Below are 22,225 nucleotides of genomic sequence, written 5' to 3'. Positions count from 1 at the left end.
AATGGAAAACAACAACTTAGAAGATTATTATAAACAAAAAAACATTGAAGACAATAGTTTTGAAGAGAATATTAAAGAATTAGAGGATATTGTAAATAGGTTAGAAAGTGGAGACATACCACTTGATGATGCCATAAAAGAGTTCAATAAAGCAATGACCTTAGTTAAATCCTGTGATGAAAAGTTAAAAGAGGCCAAAGATTCCATATCCAAAATTGTAAAAGAAAATGGAGAAATTATTGATTTTAATTTAGATGAAAATACCGAATAAATTAATCAGTTATACAATCCTTACATATTCCAAGTAATGGTGCAACTTTAATTTTAATATTATGTGCAACCATCTTAGGACCACTATTTCCGTCGATTACTGTAAAATTATCATGTTTATCTGCAAGTTCCAGATATTTATCTTTAACAGATGATAAAAACTCTTCATTTTCAAATTCATCCTTACCTTCTGTTCTAGATACTGAGGTTTTCAAATCCAAATCAAGTAATATCACCATATCCGGAATTTTAGCAAATTTATTTATCTCTTCAATCCAATCTGCAGGTTCCTGATATACTAAACTAGAATAAAAAGATCTATCACTAATGACCACCTTATTTTCTTTTTGAAAACTTTCAATATCATTCATAAGCAATGTCCTATCTGCTGCAAAAAGTAGACCCAATGTTTTTTGCATATATTCTGAAGTGGCATTCTCATCTTGTAATAATTTTCTTATAAGTTTACCAATATCACTATCTGTAGGTTCCACTACAGTTTCTACCTGAAAACCATTATTAACTAACCAATCTTTTAATAGTTCTATTTGTGTAGTTTTACCTGCACCATCAATTCCCTCAAATACAATATACATAGAATCACTATTATAAATTAAATAATTTTAAAATATTCTAATAAATTTAAAATAAATAAAGATTAAATAATTAATTATTATATAATGTTTTTTAATTTCAAATTATAAAAATTTACCATTATCGTTTTATTAATTTTAAGGAGATATGAAATGAATCTTAAAGAATTACTTGCACCTGCAGGATCATATGACATATTCGTAATTGCCATAAATGCAGGAGCTGATGCGGTTTATTTATCTGGACATCGTTATGGGGCAAGAGCATTTGCCGAAAACTTTACCTCTGAGGAATTAGAGCAAGCTGTTAGATATGCTCACTTAAATGGTGCCACAGTACATGTTACTGTAAATACATTAATGAATAACTCAGAGGTTATATCTGTTTTAAAATATCTTCACTATCTTTATAGAATTGGTGTTGATGCTGTTATTATACAGGATTTGGGAATTGTAAATCTAGCCCATGGATTCATTCCAAATCTTGAAATTCACGCATCCACCCAGATGACCATTAGAGATTATGAAAGTATTAAATGGGCCTATAAACAGGGTATGTCACGTGTAATATTACCTCGTGAGATGAGTGTTAATGAAATATCCAGAATTTCAAAAAGATTAAAAGAAGATAAGATACCTATGGAACTTGAAGTCTTTGGTCATGGTTCTTTATGTTACTGTTTAAGTGGAAAATGTTACATATCTTCATTTAACAATGGCAGAAGTGCCAATCGAGGTGCATGTACCCAACCTTGCCGTAATCAATATAGGCTCAGATATCATAACCATACAATAAGTAATGGCTGTTTAATCTCAACACATGATCTTGCAACTTACAGCAATCTTAAGGAAATTTCCGATGCAGGTGTTTGTTCTGTAAAAATTGAAGGTAGACTTAAGTCTGCAGATTATGTAGGTACAATCGTCCATTCATATCGTAATATGCTAGATATCCTTAAAAAACATGAAGAAAATGAGAAATTAGGAATCAATAAAGAAATTACAATAGATGGTAAAACCGAAGAGGAAATCGTAAAGGAATTAAAATATGATTTAGATTTAGCCTTTAACAGATATTACACAAATGGATATATTTCAAATGATTCCCCAGGAGATGTGATGGGAAGGGAAAGTTCATATCACCAGGGAATCTATATAGGAGTGATTACCAATATTGACGGAGAACTTATCACCATTGATACAAGCAAGAAACAACATCCAGTTACACTTCAGAATGGTGACGGAATAGGATTTAAATATAGGGGAAAGATCAAAGGTATTTACATCGACAACATAATAAAACAGACAGACAACGAAATTCAATTGAATACTACAAGGGATGTTCGCATTGGAACTGAAGTTTACCTAAGTTATTCCAAGGAGGCCCATGATAAACTTAAGAAATATACAAAAGAACAAATCAAACCAAGCTATCCAATGACTTTAGATTTAAAAATTGATGAAAACAGACATATAAGCGGAAGGATTACATTTGAAGTTAAAGATGACTCTGTCCAATACGATTATACCTCAGAGTATTCCCTTGAAGATGCTATTAAAAAACCAATTGATGAGGAACAGATTATAAAACAAATGTCAAAAACTGGAGGTACTCCTTTTTATATTAAGGACATAACTGTTGAAGAAATTAAAGATAGTTTATTCATTCCAACCAGTAAACTAAATCAAATCAGAAGAGAAATCCTAGATAAAGGTTCCGAGCTTCTTCTTGATTATTATATACCTGATAAGGATGAGGTTAAGGATATTAAAAAATCAATTAAAAAGTATGGAAAAGAGTATAAAAACAGGGGTAAATTCCTAGAAGCCACAGAATCCAATTATGAGAAAAACTATAACAAATACATTGGTTTAAATGTTTATGTGGATAATTTAAATCTTCTAAGGGAGGTTTGTAAACACCCAATCATTAGAGTCTATTATGACGCTAACTTCAACTATAAAGATCCGAAAGACTTCTTCAATAATGTTTCAAAAGAACTGGAAAAGGCATATGAAATAGCCAATGGAGTAGAGCTTGTTTGGGTTTTATCCTCATTCATCTCAGAAAAGGACATTGAAAAATCCAATAAGATCATCAATAGTCTTAAAAGAAAAGGGGTTTCTATTAATGTAATGTGTGATGCTCCAGGACTTGCAGATGTATTCGACTGTAAGGTTTATGGTCACCACAATCTCAATGTTTGGAATAGTTATACTGTTGATACATTGATTGATAGTGGATTTGACGGTCTTACAATCTCCAATGAATTATCAAAAGATGAAATTAAAGAATTGACATTAAGAGAGGAAAATAAAGAATTCCCACTTGAGTTACTTGTACATGGAAACCTTGAGCTTATGACAAGTAAAGATGATTTTTCCAAATTAAATGAAGGAAAAAACCTTGAATTGAATGACAACAAAGATTATGTGACATTAGAAGATAAAAGACGTAAGCTTAAAATCAAAATTAGATTTGACTACAATCGATTTAGTCATTTCTTCAATAATAACTGTCTTTGTTTAATTGATGAGATAGACACCATAAAGAATATTGGTGTTACAAACATTGTACTTGATTGCAGATTTTCAAGTGAGAAATATGTATCTCAGATTATTTCATTATATACCCAGGGTATTAATGGAGAGACAGATGGAGAATCTCTTAAGCAAACCATTTCCAATATTTCCCAGTCCCCGTTAGATAATGGTAATTTCATTGACGGAAGAAGATTAGAAGATAAGAATTATTAGAAAATCGGATTTTCATAAAAAGAAAAGTATAAATATTTTATTGGTAACAATAATTATAAAGAGGTGTTATCATGACTGATTTAGATAAAGATACTGAAGCAAAAATCTTAGAAGTTGTAAAACCTTATCATAAAGAAGAGGATTATCAATTAAATTATCTTATTACTGATGATAATATAATTAACATATTCTCAAGCATTAACATAGGTAATGCAATTAAAACAGAAGATTTAAATAAAATAGCTGAGATTCTAAATGCTGAATTTATTGGATTTAAAATTGTAAACCAGGAATACAGATTTGCATTTCAATTATAAATTTATTTAATACAAATTTTTCTATTTTTTATTATTTTAATAAAAGCTTTTTTTATGATCTAATTAAGATTACTGATTTAAATTAAAATACATTTATTAAAAACTGTTTTTACTCCAGAACTAAATATTATTCCTAAAGTTAAATTAATAATAAAATTCAAGTTATTCTTAAAATATTTATAAAAACTTTCGTTTTTAAAAAAAAGATTAAAATATTTATTTAAGAAATTAAAAATCTTATAGATTTATTATTTAATAAAGATAAAATATTATTAATATAATTAATTTATGAGGATACTATGAAAATACCAGAATTACTTGCTCCAGTTGGAAACATGAATCATCTTAAACTTGCAGTATACAATGGTGCAAGTTCTATTTATTTAAGCGGTAAAGAATTCGGTGCCAGGAAATATGCGGAAAATTTTAGTCTGGGGGAGATCGAGGAAGCTAGTAAGTTTGCACATCTTTACAATGTCAAGGTTTATGTAACTGTTAATATTCTTATTAAGGAAAAGGAAATCCCTGAGGTAATAGACTATATTATTAGATTATATGAAATTGGCATAGACGGACTTCTTATACAGGATGTAGGTCTTATTAGAATCGTACATGAAATAATCCCCAACCTCCCCATTCATGCATCAACACAATTAAATATACATAATCTTGAGGATGTTGACTGGGCAAAAGAAATGGGAATTAAAAGAATAGTATTACCCCGTGAATTAAAACTTAAAGAGGCTAAAGAAATAACAAAATATGCTCATCAAAATGGTATTGAAGTTGAAATGTTTCTACATGGAGCATTATGTTATTCCTATTCAGGACATTGTCTTTTATCATCATATATTGGGGGCAGAAGCGGAAATAGAGGAAGATGTGCCCAACCTTGTAGATTAAAATATAGTTTATGTTGTGAAAATGGCAATAGTTTAGATGAAAATTTCCTCATAGAAAGCAAAAGAAAATACTATTTATCTCCAAAAGACCTTTCATTATATGACGATTTAGAGAGAATTCTTTTTGTAGATTCATTGAAAATTGAAGGAAGAATGAGAAACGAGGAATATGTTTCAGTTGTAGTTAATACATATAGACAAGCACTTAATAAATTAAGACATAATAAACATTTACCTCATAACGAGGAGTTAAGTCTTGTTTTTAATCGTAAATTCACACGTGGCCATTTACTCGATAATCCAAATAGAATAATGAACTATAAAAAACCATCCAATAATGGACTTTTTATTGGAAATGTAGTTGATTTTAATGGTAAGAATACAATCAAAGTAGAATTGTCCAGCAAAACCATTCCTGAAAAAGGTGATGGAATATTAATTGAGGGAAAACCTTTAGAAAATAGCCAAAGGGATACATATGGATTTGAACTTTCAATCGATCCCAAGTTTGAAGACGATTTTCTTGTTCTAAAGACAATCAGAGAAAATAAAAACATAAATATTAAAATCGATAATAACTCCAAGGTTTATATTTCAAAAAGAAAAGCAATCAAGGATGAGACCAAACAAGGATTAAATGGTGAAAACCATAGTTATAAAAAATCAGTACTTGATATCGACTTTAAAGTAAATAAAAATAGATATCCAATTATTAAAGGACACCTTAAATTAGGAAATGGAAAGACAGTTGAACTAAAATACAAGGGCAAAAATCAATGGGAGGAAGCTATAAATAAACCTGTAGATTCTAAAAAAATCAGAGAAAACTTCAATAAAACCGACAATTTACCATTTTATATAAAACATGTTAATGTTAATTATACGGACAATCTTTTTACCCCTATGAGTAATTTAAATAAGCTTAGAAGGGATTTTTACCAGAAATTAACCGAAGAGATAGAGGAATCATATATTCCAAAAGACCTAGATAAAGTTAAGTCAAACTATAAAGAGTATAAAAATAATTACTTTAAGAATAGATATAGTAAAACAGAGAAAAATTGCGAAAACAAGAATTTGTCCATTTATATTAATTCATTAGATGCATTAAAAGAGATCAATAAAAACCCAATATTTAAAAGGGTTTATCTAGAGATTCCTCCAAATGAAATGAATATTTTATCTGAAAATTATAAAGAGAAATTTAATATAAACTATTGCGTTAATTTCATTAAAAAAGCATATGAGTTAAGTTTGGATAAGGATTATAACCTTGTATGGATGTGGCCCAAAGTATGTTGTAGAGACACAATAAACGGTTTATTTAAAACACTTGGAATATTACATAAACTAGACATTTATACAGACATTATGGCCTCCAACTATAGATTAGCAGAAATATTAAAGAATTATAACATTAACGTATATGGTTCTCAGGGATTAAATCTTTACAATCATGAAACAGCCAATAGCTTAAATAATTTTGACATACTTACAATATCTACAGAACTTTCAAAAGAGGATATTAAAGATCTACGTTCAAACTCAGATACCGATAAACTGGAAATTGTTATCGGCGGTATTCTGGAGGCAATGATTACAAGAAAGCCAATAATGTCTAAAAAAGATATTAAAAACATTAGAAAAGAATTAAACATTAAAATTTCCAAAGACACCGATTTGAATATCTCAATTAAAGACAAAAACAACCATTACTACCCAGTTAAAGGTACAATTACCGAAGATTTATACATATTATATTATGAAAGATTATCATTAATTAAAGAGCTAGACTATTTAAATAACATTGGCATGTCCAATTATGCCATTGATTTAAGATGGGAAAGTGCAGAAAATGTTAATAAAATCAGCGAAATATTTAGAAATGCACTAGAATCTCTTAAAAATCTAGATGACTTAAATCAGGACTTAATTAATAATTTTTGGTATAATGCAACCCAATTAAATTTTAACAGACAACTACAATAAATAGTTTTCATATGCTCTATCTAAAGAATATTATATATTAAATCCTTAAATAGAAATACTAAATTTCAATATGATTTTTTCAATAATCCAAAGATTAAAAAACTAACATATTCAACAATCGTCTTTTAATCAACATGAAAAAACCTATTGATTTGAACATATAATAAGGGTTTGGTAATATGATAGATGATAGGGTCAAATTAGAGGATATTAAAGGAGTAGGAGAAAAGCTCTCAGGTAAAATTATACGGGAACTTGGGGGAGAAGAGAACCTATATGAAATTGTGGATAACCTGGAACTTGAAAAACTTACGTCAATCGAAGGAATATCCCAGAAAAAAGCAATTGAAATAATGAATCAACTTCTTGGAAACCCTAAACAAGAATTTTTAAAAAGTGATAGGGCTGTAGAAATCTATGATGACATCATACAGAAAATATTAGCTTATTCTAATACGGAGTATTCCAAAAATAGAATATTGCTACTTTCACCTACTAAGGATAAAGAAAGAATAAAGTCCAATATCCAATTTGTAATGGATGCAAAAGAAAAGGTGTCAAATTTACCCATCATAAAACTTAAAGGTTTAATGAAAAATTTACATAAACCAATTAAACCAAAAGCACAGTTCGATGCAAGTAAACTCATATTAGTAGAAAGTGATGAGGACAATGCTTATTTAACAGATTTAGGACTTAACCAATATTTCTCCATTATTACTGCTAGGAACTCACCTACCCTTATAGAGGAAATTAGAAACTACGAATTAATATTGTATGTTTATTCCGAGGGACTTCTTGATTTTAGCGATTCACCTAACGTTGTAATGATAAGTAAAGAATCTTCCAAAGAGGAAATCGTTCCAGACATCATGTTAAATTATTTTAATTTAAATAAGGAATTGTTTAAAAATGTTGGAATTATTAGAAAAATACTTAATTTAGACACTGTCCTTGAAGATATAGAACCTATTCTTGACGAGGTAAATATCGTTGAAAAGGATAATGTTGATATTGATGGGGCAGTACATGATGCTAAAGAATATGGTAATAAGAAACTTAAGGAGGAAATAAAGAATATTGACCTTGAAGGGGAGGAAGTGTTAGATCTATTAAATCATGAAATGCCATCAAAACTTGAAAATATCCTGAAAGACACATTAACCGAATTAGATGAGATGATTTATAAAGAAACATCAATAAGATTTGATCCTTTTATTAAAAAATATCCTCTTGAAATTGATGAGAATGAAATCAGACGTGTAAAATGTGATATTGAATCAAAACGCGAAAATAATATCTATGACATGAAACTTAACGCTACAAACCATCTTAAAGCAATAAAAGACAAGGCAGAAAAAGAGGTTGAAGAGGTAATTAAGTTCGACTATGAATTTTCACTTGGAAGTTTCGCATATGAATATGACCTACACGCACCAGTAATATCTGACGGATTTAAATTTAAAGGGGCATTACACTTAAATCTTGCACTAAAGAATCCTGAAAAGATTCAGAGAATTGATTATGAACTAAGTCCCAGAGAGAACATAGCCCTTTTAACAGGCGCAAATAGTGGTGGTAAAACCACATTACTTGAAACCATAAGTCAAATTTCAATAATGACACAGATGGGACTTCCGGTATGTGCGGAGTCTGCGGAAGTAATCATTCTTGATGAGATATATCACTTCTCCAAAAAACGATCACTTGATGCAGGTGCTTTTGAAACATTTTTGAATATATTTATGCCAATTGTTACTACAAACAGCCAGAAATTAGTACTTCTTGATGAACTTGAAGGAATTACAGAATTAGAGGCAGCTGTCAAAATTATATCAAGCTTTATTGAAATGATTGAGAAAACAGATTCCTTCGGTATTATTGTAACACACATGGCAAAGGAACTAATGCTATATACCGATGTTAGAGTGGATGGTATTGAAGCTAAGGGATTAGATGAAAACTATGATTTGATTGTAGATAGAACCCCGAAAATGAATTATTTAGCTAGAAGTACACCGGAATTGATTCTTAAAAGAATCTATGAAAACTCCGAAGGTACTCTAAAAGAAGTTTATGGAGAGGTTCTTAAAAAATTTGATTAAACAAATAGCTAAAACTAGTCAAAAATAAATTTATCTACCAAATGTAGTTTACCTTTATTACATGCAGGACACTTATCAAAATTCCATATAGAATCTACAACATTACCACATTTTCCACATTTCCTATATGCATTGTAAGGACCCTGATGTATACCATCTTCACCTACAATTTCCGAGAAGAATATGATGTTTTCATGTTTAGATACTTTTCTAATTAATTGTTCCACTTCATTAATACTTAAATCGGATTTATTATCTGTCAAATCATATTCAGTTACAAATTCTTTACAATGGGGACAGTACCATACTAAAATAAAACCTGAGATTAGAGATGCAGTCTTGGCTCTAGAAGTCATTATCATTAAAGCTTCCTCATTAATCTCGGTTAAATCCTCATTAAAATAGAAAACTCTATCTACATGTTCATATTGAAAATCGCAATTATCACATAAAAATAAAGAATATTTACTCATATTTAAGTTTTTATTAAATATTAACTTAAATCTTTTTGTTCTATCAATTAAATTGAGATAATTTAAAAACTTAATATTTAAAACTCTTTTAAGATAATGAAAGTTGAGATTCAATTAAAAACAATGAGATTTTTAGATAACCTAAAATTTAAATCAGGAAGTATTCACTAAATTAAAACAGTTAAAACAATAGATTAATAACTAAATAATTAAAACAACCACCAATAGTAGCTAAAAACAGATAAAACAAGATAGAATGATACCTAAAATAATTAAAATACTCAAAACAATAACCAAAAACAGAGATATGGCTAAAAAGATTAAGATAATCTTGTTTAACCATAATAAAAGTAAAGAATTTAGAAAAGAAATTAAATCATTTTATTCATAATTCGGATCTTCTTTAATAACTTTTCTAAATTCAGGATATTTGGTAATAAATTCCCTAACTTCCTGATTCTTTAAGGCGGTGATGAATTTACTATGTTTATAATAATCTAATTTATCTTGATGATTTAAGTAAATATGGAATAGAACACTACATTTAGGATCTTCAAGTAATCTATCACGATAATAGACAAATGTAGAATCATATTTAACCATTATATCAAAAATTGCTGCTGGAATATAATCATATAATTTAAAAATATCTTTAGAATTGTTTTCAATAAAATCTTTATTAAGTTTTATAGGAGATTCTTCATTTTCCATGTAAAGTTCGGTTGTTAACATTATAATCACTTCTATTAAATTTTAAATCTACAAACTTATCTATAAAGATAAAAGATATTATCACAGATCATCAAGATATGTGATACAATAATGAATATCACATACACAAATATAAACCTTTGCATTGTCTAAAAAACAATTTAAAAATTAAACAAATTGAAAAAAATAGCCATAATAACAATATTTTAATGAAAATAGTTCAAAAAAATAATTTCCATTAAATTAAAATCCAATGATAATAATTAAGAAAAAGGAGTTTCTGGTGAAATTACAGACAATAAAACAAAAAAATAGAATATGTCCATTATTCAAGATATCCGATGTAAAATATACAAACAACAATTAATAAAAAGTTTTTTTAAATAAAAAAAAGATAGAAATGGATAAATTATTATAAAAAATTAGTTTAAATCATCTAAACTAAGATTACTATAATATTTTATTTTATCTAATTCATCATATGCAGAATTATCTTTAATTAATTCTTTAGAATAATTAAAACCTTCATCTAAAGATTTAACCTTATCTGCAACATATAAAATCCCTGCAGAATTCATACATGCCAAATCTAATCTTGCTTTATCTTTATCAGTATCCTGTTTATTTACAAGAATATTTTTAATTATTTTAACGTGATCATCTTTTGATTCTGGAGCTCTGATATAATCAGGATTTACACTATTACATCCAAACGTTTCAGGGCTAATATAATCAACCCTAATTTTTCCATGGTTTATGAATGCCACTTTTGTCTTGCCTATAATTGAAATTTCATCCATTGCAGGATTACCCTCATTATCAAAACCATGTAATACCATTGCCCTTTTTCTTCCAAGATTTACAAGTACCTCTGCTATATTCTCAATTAAATCCGGATCATATATTCCAGTAAACTGTGCATTAAGATTAGATGGACAGGTTAAAGGACCTAAAAGATTAAAGACAGTACGGGTACCTAAACTCTTTCTAATACCCATTACATTTTTAGTTGCAGGATGGTATTTTGGAGCAAACAGAAATCCATAATTACAATGTTCAAGTGAATAAGAATTTACCTCTGGATCAGGCATTATATTTACACCTAACGCCTCTAAAACATCAGCACCACCACATTTACTGCTTACAGATCTATTACCATGTTTGGATATCTCAGCACCACCTGCAGCTGCAATAATTGATGCTGCTGTACTTACGTTAAATGTTTTAAAATTGTCCCCACCTGTACCACACACATCTAGGAGATACCCCTTTGGAACATAATCAACATGGCGACCATAAGACGCCATGGTCTTTGCAAATCCTGTAATTTCAGGAATAGATTCCCCTTTAATTCTAAGGGCAATTAAAAATCCCGCTATAATGTTATCATTACAGTTACCTAAAATCATATCCTCCATACATTTAGAGGCCTCTTCTTCGGTTAAATCCCTTTGTTCATCAAGTAAACTATCAAAAATCTCTTCAATCATATTAACATCACACTATTCTTTTTTAGTTGCTTTTTTCATAGATTTAACAAATTCACTTATTTCCTTAAGCATTTTATTTTTATCATCAAGGTTATCTGCAATCCTATTAATTATTGCACTTCCAACAATAGCTCCATCAGCACCAGATGCAATTACCTGTTTTACATGCTCAGGTTTTGAAATTCCGAAACCAACACATAATGGCATATCAGTATGTTGCCTCATCCTCTCAATCATATCAGTTGTATCCATATCAACATTTTCCCTTACACCGGTTGTACCCATTACAGAAACTACATAAATATATCCACCTGCATATTCTGCGATCTTTTGAAGTCTTTCATTACTTGTAGTTTGAGCTGCAATAAATACTTCTTCAACACCATATTTATCTGCAGCTTCCCTTGCATCTGATGATTCTTCAGGAGGCAAATCAGCACATAAAACTGCATTAACACCTATATCCGCCAACCTTTTATAAAACTCATCAATACCATATTTATAAATTAGATTATAGTAAAGTAAAAGTCCAAATGGTTTATCAGTATAATCCCTTAATTCCTCAAGAAATTTGAAGCAGTCTTCCACTGTAGTTCCTGCTTTAAAAGATCTGTTATCAGCATCTTGAACCGTTTTTCCATCTGCAATAGGATCAGTAAATGGAAAACCTATCTCCAAAGCATCTGCCCCACTATCAATTAAAGTCTTTCCAATTTCCAATGAAGTTTCATAATCAGGATCACCAACTACAATAAATGGAATAAATATACCTTCATTTTTAGCTTTTGCCTCTTTAAAAATCTCATCAAATCTTTTCATTTCCATAGTCTCACCTAAAACTAATCTACTTTAACTCCTAATTCTTTAGCAACAATATTCATATCTTTATCCCCTCTTCCTGAAAGATTAACAATGATGGTTTTACCTTTATTTTCAGGCTGTTTTGCATATTTAATTGCATAAGCAACAGCATGTGAACTTTCAAGAGCAGGAATAATACCTTCAACTTCACATAATGTCCTAAATCCATCTAATGCCTCTTGATTATTAATTGATACATATTGTGCACGTCCAATACTATCCAAATATGCATGTTCAGGACCTACTCCAGGATAATCAAGACCTGCAGACACACAACTAGCTTCTATTATTTGACCATCATCAGTTTGTAATACTTTAGACAATGAACCATGTAAAATACCATCAGTACCATTGGTAATGGTGGAAGCGTTTTCATCGGTATCTGCACCTTTTCCACCACCTTCTACACCAATTAAATCAACGGATTCATCATCCACAAATCCTGAGAAAATACCCATTGCATTACTTCCACCACCAACACAGGCAATAACAGTATCTGGAAGTTTACCTTCCAATTTCAATATTTGTTTACGGGCTTCAGTTCCAATAACACTTTGGAAATATTTTACAATAGTAGGATATGGATGGGGACCCATTGTAGTACCAATTAAATAATGAGTATTCTCCACATTGGAAATCCAATCCCTAAATGCTTCATTAATAGCATCTTTTAATGTTCTTGAACCTGCATCTACAGGAACAACCTCAGCACCAGATAATTCCATTCTAAATACATTCATTTTTTGTCTTTCAACATCTTTAGATCCCATATAAACTGTTACATCCATACCTAATTTTGCACCAATTACCGCAGTTGCAATACCATGTTGACCAGCACCTGTTTCTGCAATAAGTCTTGTCTTGCCCATGTATTTAGCAAGTAAACCTTGGCCAATTGTATTGTTAATCTTATGAGCGCCGGTATGTAACATATCCTCCCTTTTAAGATATATTTTACATCCTAATTTTTTTGATAAATTCTCGGCATAATATAATCCGGTAGGTCTTCCTGCAAATTCCTTTAAATATTTATGATATTCTTTTTGGAATTTTTCATCTTCCATAAATTTATAAAATCCCTCTTCCAACTCTTCAATAGCCGGCATTAATAACTCGGGAGCATATACTCCACCATATTTACCAAATCGTCCATCATATTTCATAAATAACACCTATAAAAATTTTTTTTATAATACTCGAATAAAAATCAATTTTTGAAAAATAAAATTCTAATGTTTAAATCACATCTATAATCAAATATATTAAATGAAAATTAATTAGTTTTAATTAAATTAACAATGTCTTCAATTTTATCAACGTTCTTAACTCCAGGTTTATCTTCAACTCCACTATTTACATCAATCATATCAAAACTATCCAAGTTTTCATAAATCGATTTTAAATAACCATAATTTAATCCACCTGCAAGTATAATTTCACAGTTCGGATTTTCTCCTTTTACCATATCCCTTGCTTTTAAAGCTGTTTCAATTGGAATATGAGTATTTGTTCCACCAGTTAAACCGTCTTTAATATAATCCAATAATATTCCATCTGCATGATTTGAAAACAACTTTAAATCTTTTATTGTTTCATCTGTAATTTCATCTTTTATTCCAATTACTTTAACTATAAATAAATCTTCCAATTTACTGTGAAGCTCATCTATTGAATCAATACTTATATTTGAGTGGAATTGAAGTCTTTTAATATGTGATTTATTAACTTTTTTCAAGATATCCGAAGGATTCGAATCATCTAAAATCAAGGTTGGATAATGTTTATCATCCATGTCTTTTGACAGTTCAATAACCTCATCTAAATCAAGATATCTTTTAGATCTTTCGATATTAATAAAACCAATATGATCAACATTTAATGTGGAAATCTTATCGATAATATCCTTATTAGTAATGCCACAGATTTTAATCTTTAAAGACATTTTAACACCTGTTTAAACCTTTATTTAAACTATAAACAAATTCTTTAGTTTCATCAATAGATTTATTCCTAAGCAAAGCTGTTCCAATAAGTAATCCATCGGCACCATAAGATTGTAGAAGTCTACCGTCTTCAACGGTATTAACTCCACTTTCTGATACCAGATAGGATTTTACATATTGCCCTAAATCCTTAGTTTTATTGAAATCAATGGTAAAATTAGATAGATCACGATTATTAATACCAATAATTGGAGCATTTAAATCATTGGCAGCTTCAATTTCTTCCTTGCTATGACATTCCACCAAAGTATCCAATCCAAGATCATTTGCAATCCCCATATATTTTTCCATATCTGGACAAACATCACTGATAAGCAATATACAACTTGCACCTGCAATAGCCGCCTCATAAACCATGTATTCATCTATTACAAAATCCTTTCTCAAAACTGGTTTATCGGTAGAGTCTACTGCCTTTTTAAGATTTGAAAGATTACTCTTAAAGTATGATTCCTCGGTTAAACAGGAAATCATATCCACATTAACCTGATTATAAACATTCATTACATCTTCAACTTTTACAGAACTGATATGTCCTTTAGATGGAGAAGCAGGTTTGAATTCAGCGATGATTTTGGTATAATCATTCTTTTTGAACTCCTCTAGGAACCTAAAACTATTATCAATAGTGGATACTTTATCCTCCGCTTCTTTTTTAATTTCAAATAAAGATTTTTTATCCTTTTCTTTCTTAATAATCTCTTTTTTATTTAGGATAATCTCATCAACTACACCCATAATACCACAACTTATAGTTTCAAGAAATTTTGGATAATTAAATCAGAATAGTGAGCCCCGATAGATTCCGGATGAAATTGAAGACCATAAACTTTTTTATCGTCATCCTCTATTGCCATAATAATATTATCCCCATTTCTTGCCGTGACTTTAATATTAGAAGGAACAGTTGAATCGTCACATATCAATGAGTGATATCTTATAATGTCAAATTCCTCAGGTACTCCTTCAAATAGTTTTGACTGTGAATGTTTAATTGTATCCTTTTTACCATGAACCGGTTTAGATTTAATTATACTGCCTCCATATGTATAAAAGATACCTTGATGACCAAGACAGATTCCAAGAATCGGAGTATCCTCCATTTTTAATATTACCTCCCCACAGATACCAAAATCATCGGGATTGGCAGGATTTCCAGGACCTGGAGATATAATAATATGGGAAGGATTTAACTCTTCAATCTCTTCTAAAGTTATCTTATCATTCCTTACAACTTTAATATCACTATTAAATTTACCAATTAATTGATAAAGGTTGTAAGTGAAAGAATCATAGTTATCAATTATCAATATCATATCTATTCCTCCATTTTTTCTCCAGCTTCTTTTAGAGCCTGTACAATTGCCTGTCTTTTACGGGCACATTCCAAATATTCATTTTCAGGTATTGAATCATATACAATTCCTGCACCTGCCTGGATTTCTGCTCTTTCCTTATTAGTTGTTAATGTTCTAATTGTTATTGCAAAATCAGCATTACCATTAAGTCCAAAATATCCTACTGCTCCACCATAAGGACCTCTTCCATAGTTTTCCTTTTCATTTATAATATTCATTGCCCTTATTTTAGGAGCGCCACTTAATGTGCCTGCAGGGAAAAGACTCATAAAAGCCTCAATAGCATCCTTATCATCCTGAATTTCACCTACAACATGTGATACAATGTGTTGTACATGTGAAAATTTTCTAATCTCAACAAATTCTGGAACATCCACGGTACCAATTTTAGAAACCTTTCCCACATCGTTACGTGAAAGATCCACCAACATTAAATGTTCTGCAAGTTCCTTCTCATCAGATAATAAAGATTTTTCAAGTTCCAAATCCTCATTCTCATCCTTTCCTCTTGGACGAGTTCCTGCAATAGGATATGATTCAAGAACGCCTCCTTCAAGTCTCATCAACATTTCAGGAGAGGAACCTATTATCTCCCTATCCCCTAGTTTAATGTGATACATATAAGGGGAGGGATTGATTTTTCTTAGATGTTCATATAATGGCAATTTACTACCCTTTAGGATGAAATTTTCTGAATTGGACAGTACAACCTGAAAGATTTCACCATCGGTAATCTGCTTTTTAGCTTGAGAGACAATATTTTCATATTCTTCTTTAGTAAAATCATCCCTTAATTTTTTATATTCTAGAATTCCATTGGTATGAACTTCATTATAAATTCTGTCAATCAAATCAAGCCTGTTTTTATTATAAGTCACATATTCACATTTATTATTAATCCTATCATAGATTACACAGTCTAAAAATAGACCAAATTCAAAGTCAGGATAGGAACTTTTGTTTGTAGGAACATCTTCAATATATTTTATGGATTCATAGGAGACATAACCTAAAAGACCACCATAAAATCCTTTAGCAGGAAAATCATAATTGGTTAATTGTTTTAAATCCAAGAATGGATTTTCACATTCATATTCAACAACCTCATCATCCGTTGTAACAGTGACCAAATTATCATGAGCCTTAATTTTTGCAATTGGATTGAAACCCACTATTGAAAATCTTGCAAGTCCGCTATCAGTTTCCATTGATTCAAGTAAAAATGCATCATTATAGTTATAATATAAATTTTTAAAAAGAACAAAAGGGGATTCAATATTTACATCAAATGATTGAGGTTCTCCTATAAAAGATTTGATCTTATCATATATTTCTTTTTTTGAAATAGTACCACCTTATTTTTCAAGATTATTAGTTAAAATTTTTAAGATTTTTAAATAAAAACATAATATTTACAAATTAAAACAATAAATTAACTATTAAGAAACAATATTCTATTTTAAAAAACATTGAATCATAATATAGACTTAGAAAGATCTTAATAAATTATTTAATAGTAATCTTTCCATATATAATATTGCTACAAAGTACTATTTAAATCTTTATTGTACAAAAATGTACATAGTATATTTTTAGGTCATAAAAAAGTATTTAAACAATTTGATTAAAAAATTTAATTATATGAAAGATATTTAATTTTAAAAGGATTTTATAAAATAAATTTATACAATATCCAGGAAAAACAGATTAAAAAATTAGATATTGAAAAGATTAATTAAAAAAAATTTTATTAAATATATCCAACCAACTTGATTTAATAAAAATTAATTAATCCTATTTTAAAAAAAAATGATTTGAATTTAATTAAGAATCATTATAAAACTTTTCTAACCAACGGAGATAATATGAAGAAAAGCCATAATCTAATAATTATAATAATACTTATCTGTTTAATATTTGCAGTTATTGCAGTGGTGGCAGGTAGCATAGAAAGTTCAAATGATACAAGCAAGGAAACTGTGGGAGTTAATAATTTCACAGAGTCCGTTTCTAGTTTATTTATAAATAAGCCTTCTAAAGATCCATCAATAATTGGGGAAAATGAAAATGGTACAGTTAGCAAATACTATTATGGTAATAAATCATCAAATGAAACAATTATAATTATATTAGGCGTTCATGATCTGGAAAGTGGAATACATAATGCGACTAATGAAACATTAAAGGAAAGAAATGATAGTAATAACCTTAGTAAAAATTATGTAGTTTATTTCGTTAAAATCAACCACAACCAAACCAAGTATAATGTAAGTGATTATAATACAAATAGGCGTATGGGAGAATTACTTGCAAATGATTATATTGTCAATGATACAAAACAGTACAATCCTAAACTTGTAATGGATGTTCATGAGATGGAAGTTTATTATGACAGCACTACATTCCTATTACCTATCACCGAAGATAGTAAAGGTGAAGAGGATGGAACAAAATTAGCAAATCTGATAGGTGTTGAGAAACATGCCACATATACTGCAGGTACAAGTCCCCAATATGTTACAGAACCTATCAGCAATTTAGGTTATGAATCAATGATCTTTGAGGTAAACCAAGGATATAATCAATCAACTAAAAAAGATTACGCCGAAAGATTAATAAATGCTATTGAAACATTTGAATAATAACCTAATTTAAATTATCTATTATTATTTTTTTTAAAAAATATCTATTTTTATTATTTTTTAATATAAACTTACAAATGATTCTATTTTTAATAGAAAATAACTTTAAAGATTTATGCTATTTTCCAACCACTTTAATAAAATAAAAACATACCAAAGAACAATTAACAAGTTCAAATATAAACATTAATAAAATGAATTAAAATCTTAAAAAAAAAGACGATTTATTAAAATAGATTAAAATTAAAAAAACTATTTTTTATACTTATCTTAAAAAGCTGGCTATAAAAATTAAATATGATTTAAAACTTATTTTATAGTAAATAAATGATGAAATGGGGTTTGAGATGAATAAATTCAATAAAATACCAATACCAATATGCGGTGTTTTTCTAGCTTTAGTTAGTCTTGGAAATCTTCTTGGGGAGACAAATATCACTGTTAAATATTTACTTGGAACAACTGGAGTAATTTTAGTTTTAAGCTTATTTATTCAAACATTAAATGATATGGAAGATTTTAAGAATGATTTAGATAGCCCCATATTATTAGGTACCTTTGGAACATTATCCATGGGGCTTATGGCATTTAGTACATATTTTCTGAATTATAATAAGAATATGGCATTAATTATCTGGTTAATTGGATTGATAATACACATATTAATAATTATAATATTTACAAAAAGATATATCATTCACGGAAAATTAGAAGATTTAACCACCAGCTCCTTTATCGTTTATATAGGAATAGGCATCGCTGCAATGACAGGCTTTAAATTTGATCAATTTAACTTTATAAATTATGGAACTTTCATATTTGGTTTATTAAGCTTTATTATATTGTTTTTCATTGTCAGCTACAGTATATTAAGTTACCAATACCGGATTCAACCAAACCTCTCCTATGTATTTATACTGCACCTGCAAGTATAATCTTGGTAGAATACTTCAGATTAAATATTCCAAAATCAGTTAATCTAATAATTTTTGCATATATAATTGCATGTATTTTATATTTATTTGCGTTTATAAATCTAATTAGATGTCTTAAATTACCATTTTATCCCAGTTATGCAGGTTTCACCTTCCCATTTGTTATAAGTGCAACTGCAACAACATTAGTAAATCAGTATTTTATTAATTTAGGAACAAAGATTTATATGCTGGATATTTTAGATAATATTGAAATTACAATTGCAATATGTATTGTGTTATACGTTTTAGTTCGATATTTACTTTATATTTTCAATATAAAAATAGAAATAAAAAAAAAATAAAAAAAAAATAATCAAATGCCTACTACTAATTAATATCAATTAATTGATTAAAATTGATTATAAAAATTTTTTAAAACCCATAACAAGTTAAAATATGTGATATTTTAATTTTAAATGTTATTTAATCTAAAAAATCTAGTTTTTGAATAATTTAAGATGATGAAAATGATTTAAAAATCTGGATAGTTCAAATCTAGATAAATACTCTTTTTTTAAAGTCAACAATAAACTAGATGAATGAAATTAAAAAATAATCTTTATTATTACTAATAGAAAACTAAATTGAAGAAATTCTTAAATATGTTTAAAAATCAAAATAAATTTTTTAAAAAAAATTAAACATTTAATATTTATAATATCAAAAACAAAGGTTAATCTAATGAAAATTAGGACTAGAACAAATAGAAAAACATTATCAAGATTTAATGAAATTGTTACTATCTTCAGACATTATGGTTTCGATTATCTTTTAGGCCAATCCAGATTTAGTAAATACAATCCATTTAAAAAAACAGGCTCAGAAGATCCGGAACAAGCTTTAGATGATAGTGTACCTGCTCGTTTAAGATTGATGTTTCAAGATTTAGGTACTACCTATATAAAATTAGGTCAACTATTAAGTACAAGACCAGATATTGTTGGAAAAGATATTGCCAATGAATTAAGTAAACTACAAGATGATAATCCCTCTGTCAGTTATGACGAAATTCAGAATATGATTGAAAATGAGTTACATGATTCTATTCCTAATTTGTTCAAAAGTTTCTCCAAAAAACCAATAGCGACTGCTTCAATTGGTCAGGTACATAAAGGAACTTTACCTACCGGTGAGGAGGTAGCAATAAAGATTCAAAAAGAGGGACTTGAAGATTTAATTCAAACCGATTTAAATATCATGAAATTTATTGCAAAGCAAGTAGATAAGGTATCCATACTTAAGATTTATAATCTACCTGGAATAATTGATGAGTTTGAAAGATCCATTAAAAAAGAAATCAATTACAACCAGGAACTAATGAACATGAAAAGAATAGAATATGATTTCAGAAATGATAAAACAATACATATTCCTAAATCATATCCCGAATATAGTTCTAAAAAAATATTGACAATGGAATTTATTAAAGGTGAAAAACTATCTAATGTCTTTGATAGTGATGATCCAAAATATAATAAAAAGTTGATTGCAAATAGAGGAGTAAAATCTTATTTCCAACAAATATTCATTAATGGATTTTTCCATGCAGACCCCCATCCTGGAAACATATTTATCATGGATGGAAATGTAGTGTGCTTTATTGATGAGGGAATGATGGGTTTACTTGATAAGGAATTTAAGGAAAACCTTGCTGAGCTAATGATTTTCTTCACAGAACAGAACATTGAAGGTTTAATTAATCAGTTGCTTTATATGGATATTCTTACTGAAAAAACAGATTTGAAATCACTGAAAAGGGACCTAAATGATCTATTCAGTGTATACTACGGAGCAGAACTTGGTAAGATTAAGGGTGCTATGGAGGATTTAATCAATTTAATGAGGAAGTATAATGTTAAACTTCCAAATGAATTTGTATTAATGGCACGTGGAATTGCAATGATTGAAGAAACAGGACAGAAGTTGGATCCAGAGTTTGATGTGGTTCCAGTACTTCAACCAATAGCAAGAAGAATTATAAGTAAAAAATTTAGTCCGACAAAGGTATTGGATATATTTAAATCAAATATCTTTGGACTAGAACATATGGTAAAGATTCTTCCTAATCGTGTTAATAAAATATTATATAAGATAGAAGAGGGAGAAATAAAAATAAATCTAGAACTTAATGAATTAGATAGAATCACAAATAAATTATCCCTATCACTGATTATTTCCGCATTACTTATAGGATCCTCTTTAGTAATGTTAAGTAATGTTGGTCCAAAAATTTTGGACATGCCGATTTTAGGATTTATTGGATTCCTGATAAGTCTTATAATGGGAATATTTACAATATTAAGATATATGGGAAATGACTAAATTCCCTAAACTATTTTTTTAACAGTATTTTCAAATATTAAATATCAATATACATTTTAAAAAAAAAGATAACAATTTGAATAATCATATTATTCAAAGTTAAACCACTAATTCTAATAATTAATGAAAATAAGAAATGAAAAAATTATTATCAAAAAAGATTTTGCCCGTATACTAACTCTCATGCTTCACAGGTAGTTTACCCTTCCCTCCACGAGTAACCCTCGAAACAGGCAGCCTATCTAATGCTGGGTTGCTTCTAATCATCGACAGTTAAAACTTTCCTCATAGAAGGACCTAAGGCACCAGTCATTTTAACAATCAATACAGCATTTGAAAATATAAATTTTCACAATCATTAAAATGATACGACATAATAAGGTCTCTAAAAAATTGTATATATAATTAATGGATTTACTTTTAATTATAGAAATAATGACCTAAATTCGAAGAAA

The 22,225-nt window shown here is 28.8% G+C and carries 18 protein-coding genes; 8 read left to right on the top strand and 10 right to left on the bottom strand.

From position 1 onward, the window contains the following. The first annotated feature begins 1 nt into the window (after nucleotide 1). The gene (gene xseB, locus ON24_RS00090) at nucleotides 2-271 is read left to right on the top strand and encodes an exodeoxyribonuclease VII small subunit (RefSeq protein ID WP_050553501.1); all 270 of its coding nucleotides are present in this window, start codon (nucleotides 2-4) and stop codon (nucleotides 269-271) included. Between the two features lies 1 nt (nucleotide 272). Here the strand turns inward: xseB and tmk are convergent, their stop codons facing one another. Continuing rightward, nucleotides 273-866: a dTMP kinase gene (gene tmk, locus ON24_RS00085; RefSeq protein WP_040681525.1), complete on the bottom strand. Its 594-nt coding sequence runs from the start codon at nucleotides 864-866 to the stop codon at nucleotides 273-275. Between the two features lie 150 nt (nucleotides 867-1,016). Between tmk and ON24_RS00080 the strand changes: the two genes are divergently transcribed. The 4 genes from ON24_RS00080 to ON24_RS00065 all read left to right on the top strand — a co-directional run bounded on the left by ON24_RS00080 (nucleotide 1,017) and on the right by ON24_RS00065 (nucleotide 8,933). Further along, nucleotides 1,017-3,620 carry a U32 family peptidase gene (locus tag ON24_RS00080; protein WP_040681524.1) on the top strand — a complete coding sequence of 868 codons (2,604 nt, stop codon included), beginning with the start codon at nucleotides 1,017-1,019 and terminating at the stop codon, nucleotides 3,618-3,620. Between the two features lie 71 nt (nucleotides 3,621-3,691). Further along, complete coding sequence (locus ON24_RS00075; RefSeq protein ID WP_016358974.1) at nucleotides 3,692-3,937, top strand: hypothetical protein; 246 nt, start codon at nucleotides 3,692-3,694, stop codon at nucleotides 3,935-3,937. 299 nt (nucleotides 3,938-4,236) lie between these two features. Continuing rightward, on the top strand, nucleotides 4,237-6,828 hold the full coding sequence (locus tag ON24_RS00070; protein WP_050553500.1) for a U32 family peptidase: 2,592 nt from the start codon (nucleotides 4,237-4,239) through the stop codon (nucleotides 6,826-6,828). A gap of 179 nt (nucleotides 6,829-7,007) precedes the next feature. Further along, nucleotides 7,008-8,933 carry a MutS-related protein gene (locus ON24_RS00065; RefSeq protein WP_040681523.1) on the top strand — a complete coding sequence of 642 codons (1,926 nt, stop codon included), beginning with the start codon at nucleotides 7,008-7,010 and terminating at the stop codon, nucleotides 8,931-8,933. A gap of 14 nt (nucleotides 8,934-8,947) precedes the next feature. Here the strand turns inward: ON24_RS00065 and ON24_RS00060 are convergent, their stop codons facing one another. The 9 genes from ON24_RS00060 to ON24_RS00020 form a co-directional block, all read right to left on the bottom strand. Next, nucleotides 8,948-9,406, bottom strand: a complete 459-nt coding sequence (locus ON24_RS00060; protein ID WP_040681522.1) for a hypothetical protein — start codon at nucleotides 9,404-9,406, stop codon at nucleotides 8,948-8,950. 381 nt (nucleotides 9,407-9,787) lie between these two features. Next, nucleotides 9,788-10,138, bottom strand: coding sequence for a hypothetical protein (locus tag ON24_RS00055; RefSeq protein WP_016358978.1), 351 nt, complete (start codon nucleotides 10,136-10,138; stop codon nucleotides 9,788-9,790). A gap of 401 nt (nucleotides 10,139-10,539) precedes the next feature. After that, nucleotides 10,540-11,607, bottom strand: coding sequence for an anthranilate phosphoribosyltransferase (gene trpD / locus ON24_RS00050; protein WP_040681521.1), 1,068 nt, complete (start codon nucleotides 11,605-11,607; stop codon nucleotides 10,540-10,542). Between the two features lie 12 nt (nucleotides 11,608-11,619). Then, nucleotides 11,620-12,432, bottom strand: coding sequence for a tryptophan synthase subunit alpha (gene trpA / locus ON24_RS00045; protein WP_016358980.1), 813 nt, complete (start codon nucleotides 12,430-12,432; stop codon nucleotides 11,620-11,622). A 14-nt stretch (nucleotides 12,433-12,446) separates the two neighbouring features. Next, complete coding sequence (gene trpB, locus ON24_RS00040) at nucleotides 12,447-13,631, bottom strand: tryptophan synthase subunit beta (RefSeq protein WP_040681520.1); 1,185 nt, start codon at nucleotides 13,629-13,631, stop codon at nucleotides 12,447-12,449. 110 nt (nucleotides 13,632-13,741) lie between these two features. Beyond that, nucleotides 13,742-14,410, bottom strand: coding sequence for a phosphoribosylanthranilate isomerase (locus ON24_RS00035; RefSeq protein WP_040681519.1), 669 nt, complete (start codon nucleotides 14,408-14,410; stop codon nucleotides 13,742-13,744). A 1-nt stretch (nucleotide 14,411) separates the two neighbouring features. Next, entirely contained in the window at nucleotides 14,412-15,209 is a 798-nt protein-coding gene (locus ON24_RS00030; protein ID WP_040681518.1) for an indole-3-glycerol-phosphate synthase, read from the bottom strand. Between the two features lie 11 nt (nucleotides 15,210-15,220). Next, nucleotides 15,221-15,787, bottom strand: a complete 567-nt coding sequence (locus ON24_RS00025; protein WP_040681517.1) for an anthranilate synthase component II — start codon at nucleotides 15,785-15,787, stop codon at nucleotides 15,221-15,223. A 2-nt stretch (nucleotides 15,788-15,789) separates the two neighbouring features. After that, the gene (locus ON24_RS00020; protein WP_338093115.1) at nucleotides 15,790-17,106 is read right to left on the bottom strand and encodes an anthranilate synthase component I family protein; all 1,317 of its coding nucleotides are present in this window, start codon (nucleotides 17,104-17,106) and stop codon (nucleotides 15,790-15,792) included. 588 nt (nucleotides 17,107-17,694) lie between these two features. On the opposite strand from ON24_RS00020, the gene ON24_RS00015 reads away from it, so the two are divergent. From ON24_RS00015 to ON24_RS00005, 3 genes are all read left to right on the top strand, one after another. After that, entirely contained in the window at nucleotides 17,695-18,471 is a 777-nt protein-coding gene (locus ON24_RS00015) for a hypothetical protein (protein WP_040681515.1), read from the top strand. A 335-nt stretch (nucleotides 18,472-18,806) separates the two neighbouring features. Further along, nucleotides 18,807-19,406, top strand: a complete 600-nt coding sequence (locus ON24_RS00010) for an SLAC1 family transporter (protein ID WP_081585213.1) — start codon at nucleotides 18,807-18,809, stop codon at nucleotides 19,404-19,406. Between the two features lie 723 nt (nucleotides 19,407-20,129). After that, nucleotides 20,130-21,770 carry an ABC1 kinase family protein gene (locus ON24_RS00005; RefSeq protein WP_040681513.1) on the top strand — a complete coding sequence of 547 codons (1,641 nt, stop codon included), beginning with the start codon at nucleotides 20,130-20,132 and terminating at the stop codon, nucleotides 21,768-21,770. Nucleotides 21,771-22,225 lie beyond the last annotated feature (455 nt).

The organism is Methanobrevibacter boviskoreani JH1 (assembly GCF_000320505.1).
In the GTDB taxonomy this organism is placed as follows: domain Archaea; phylum Methanobacteriota; class Methanobacteria; order Methanobacteriales; family Methanobacteriaceae; genus Methanarmilla; species Methanarmilla boviskoreani.
This window is presented reverse-complemented; position numbering and strand designations above follow the sequence as displayed.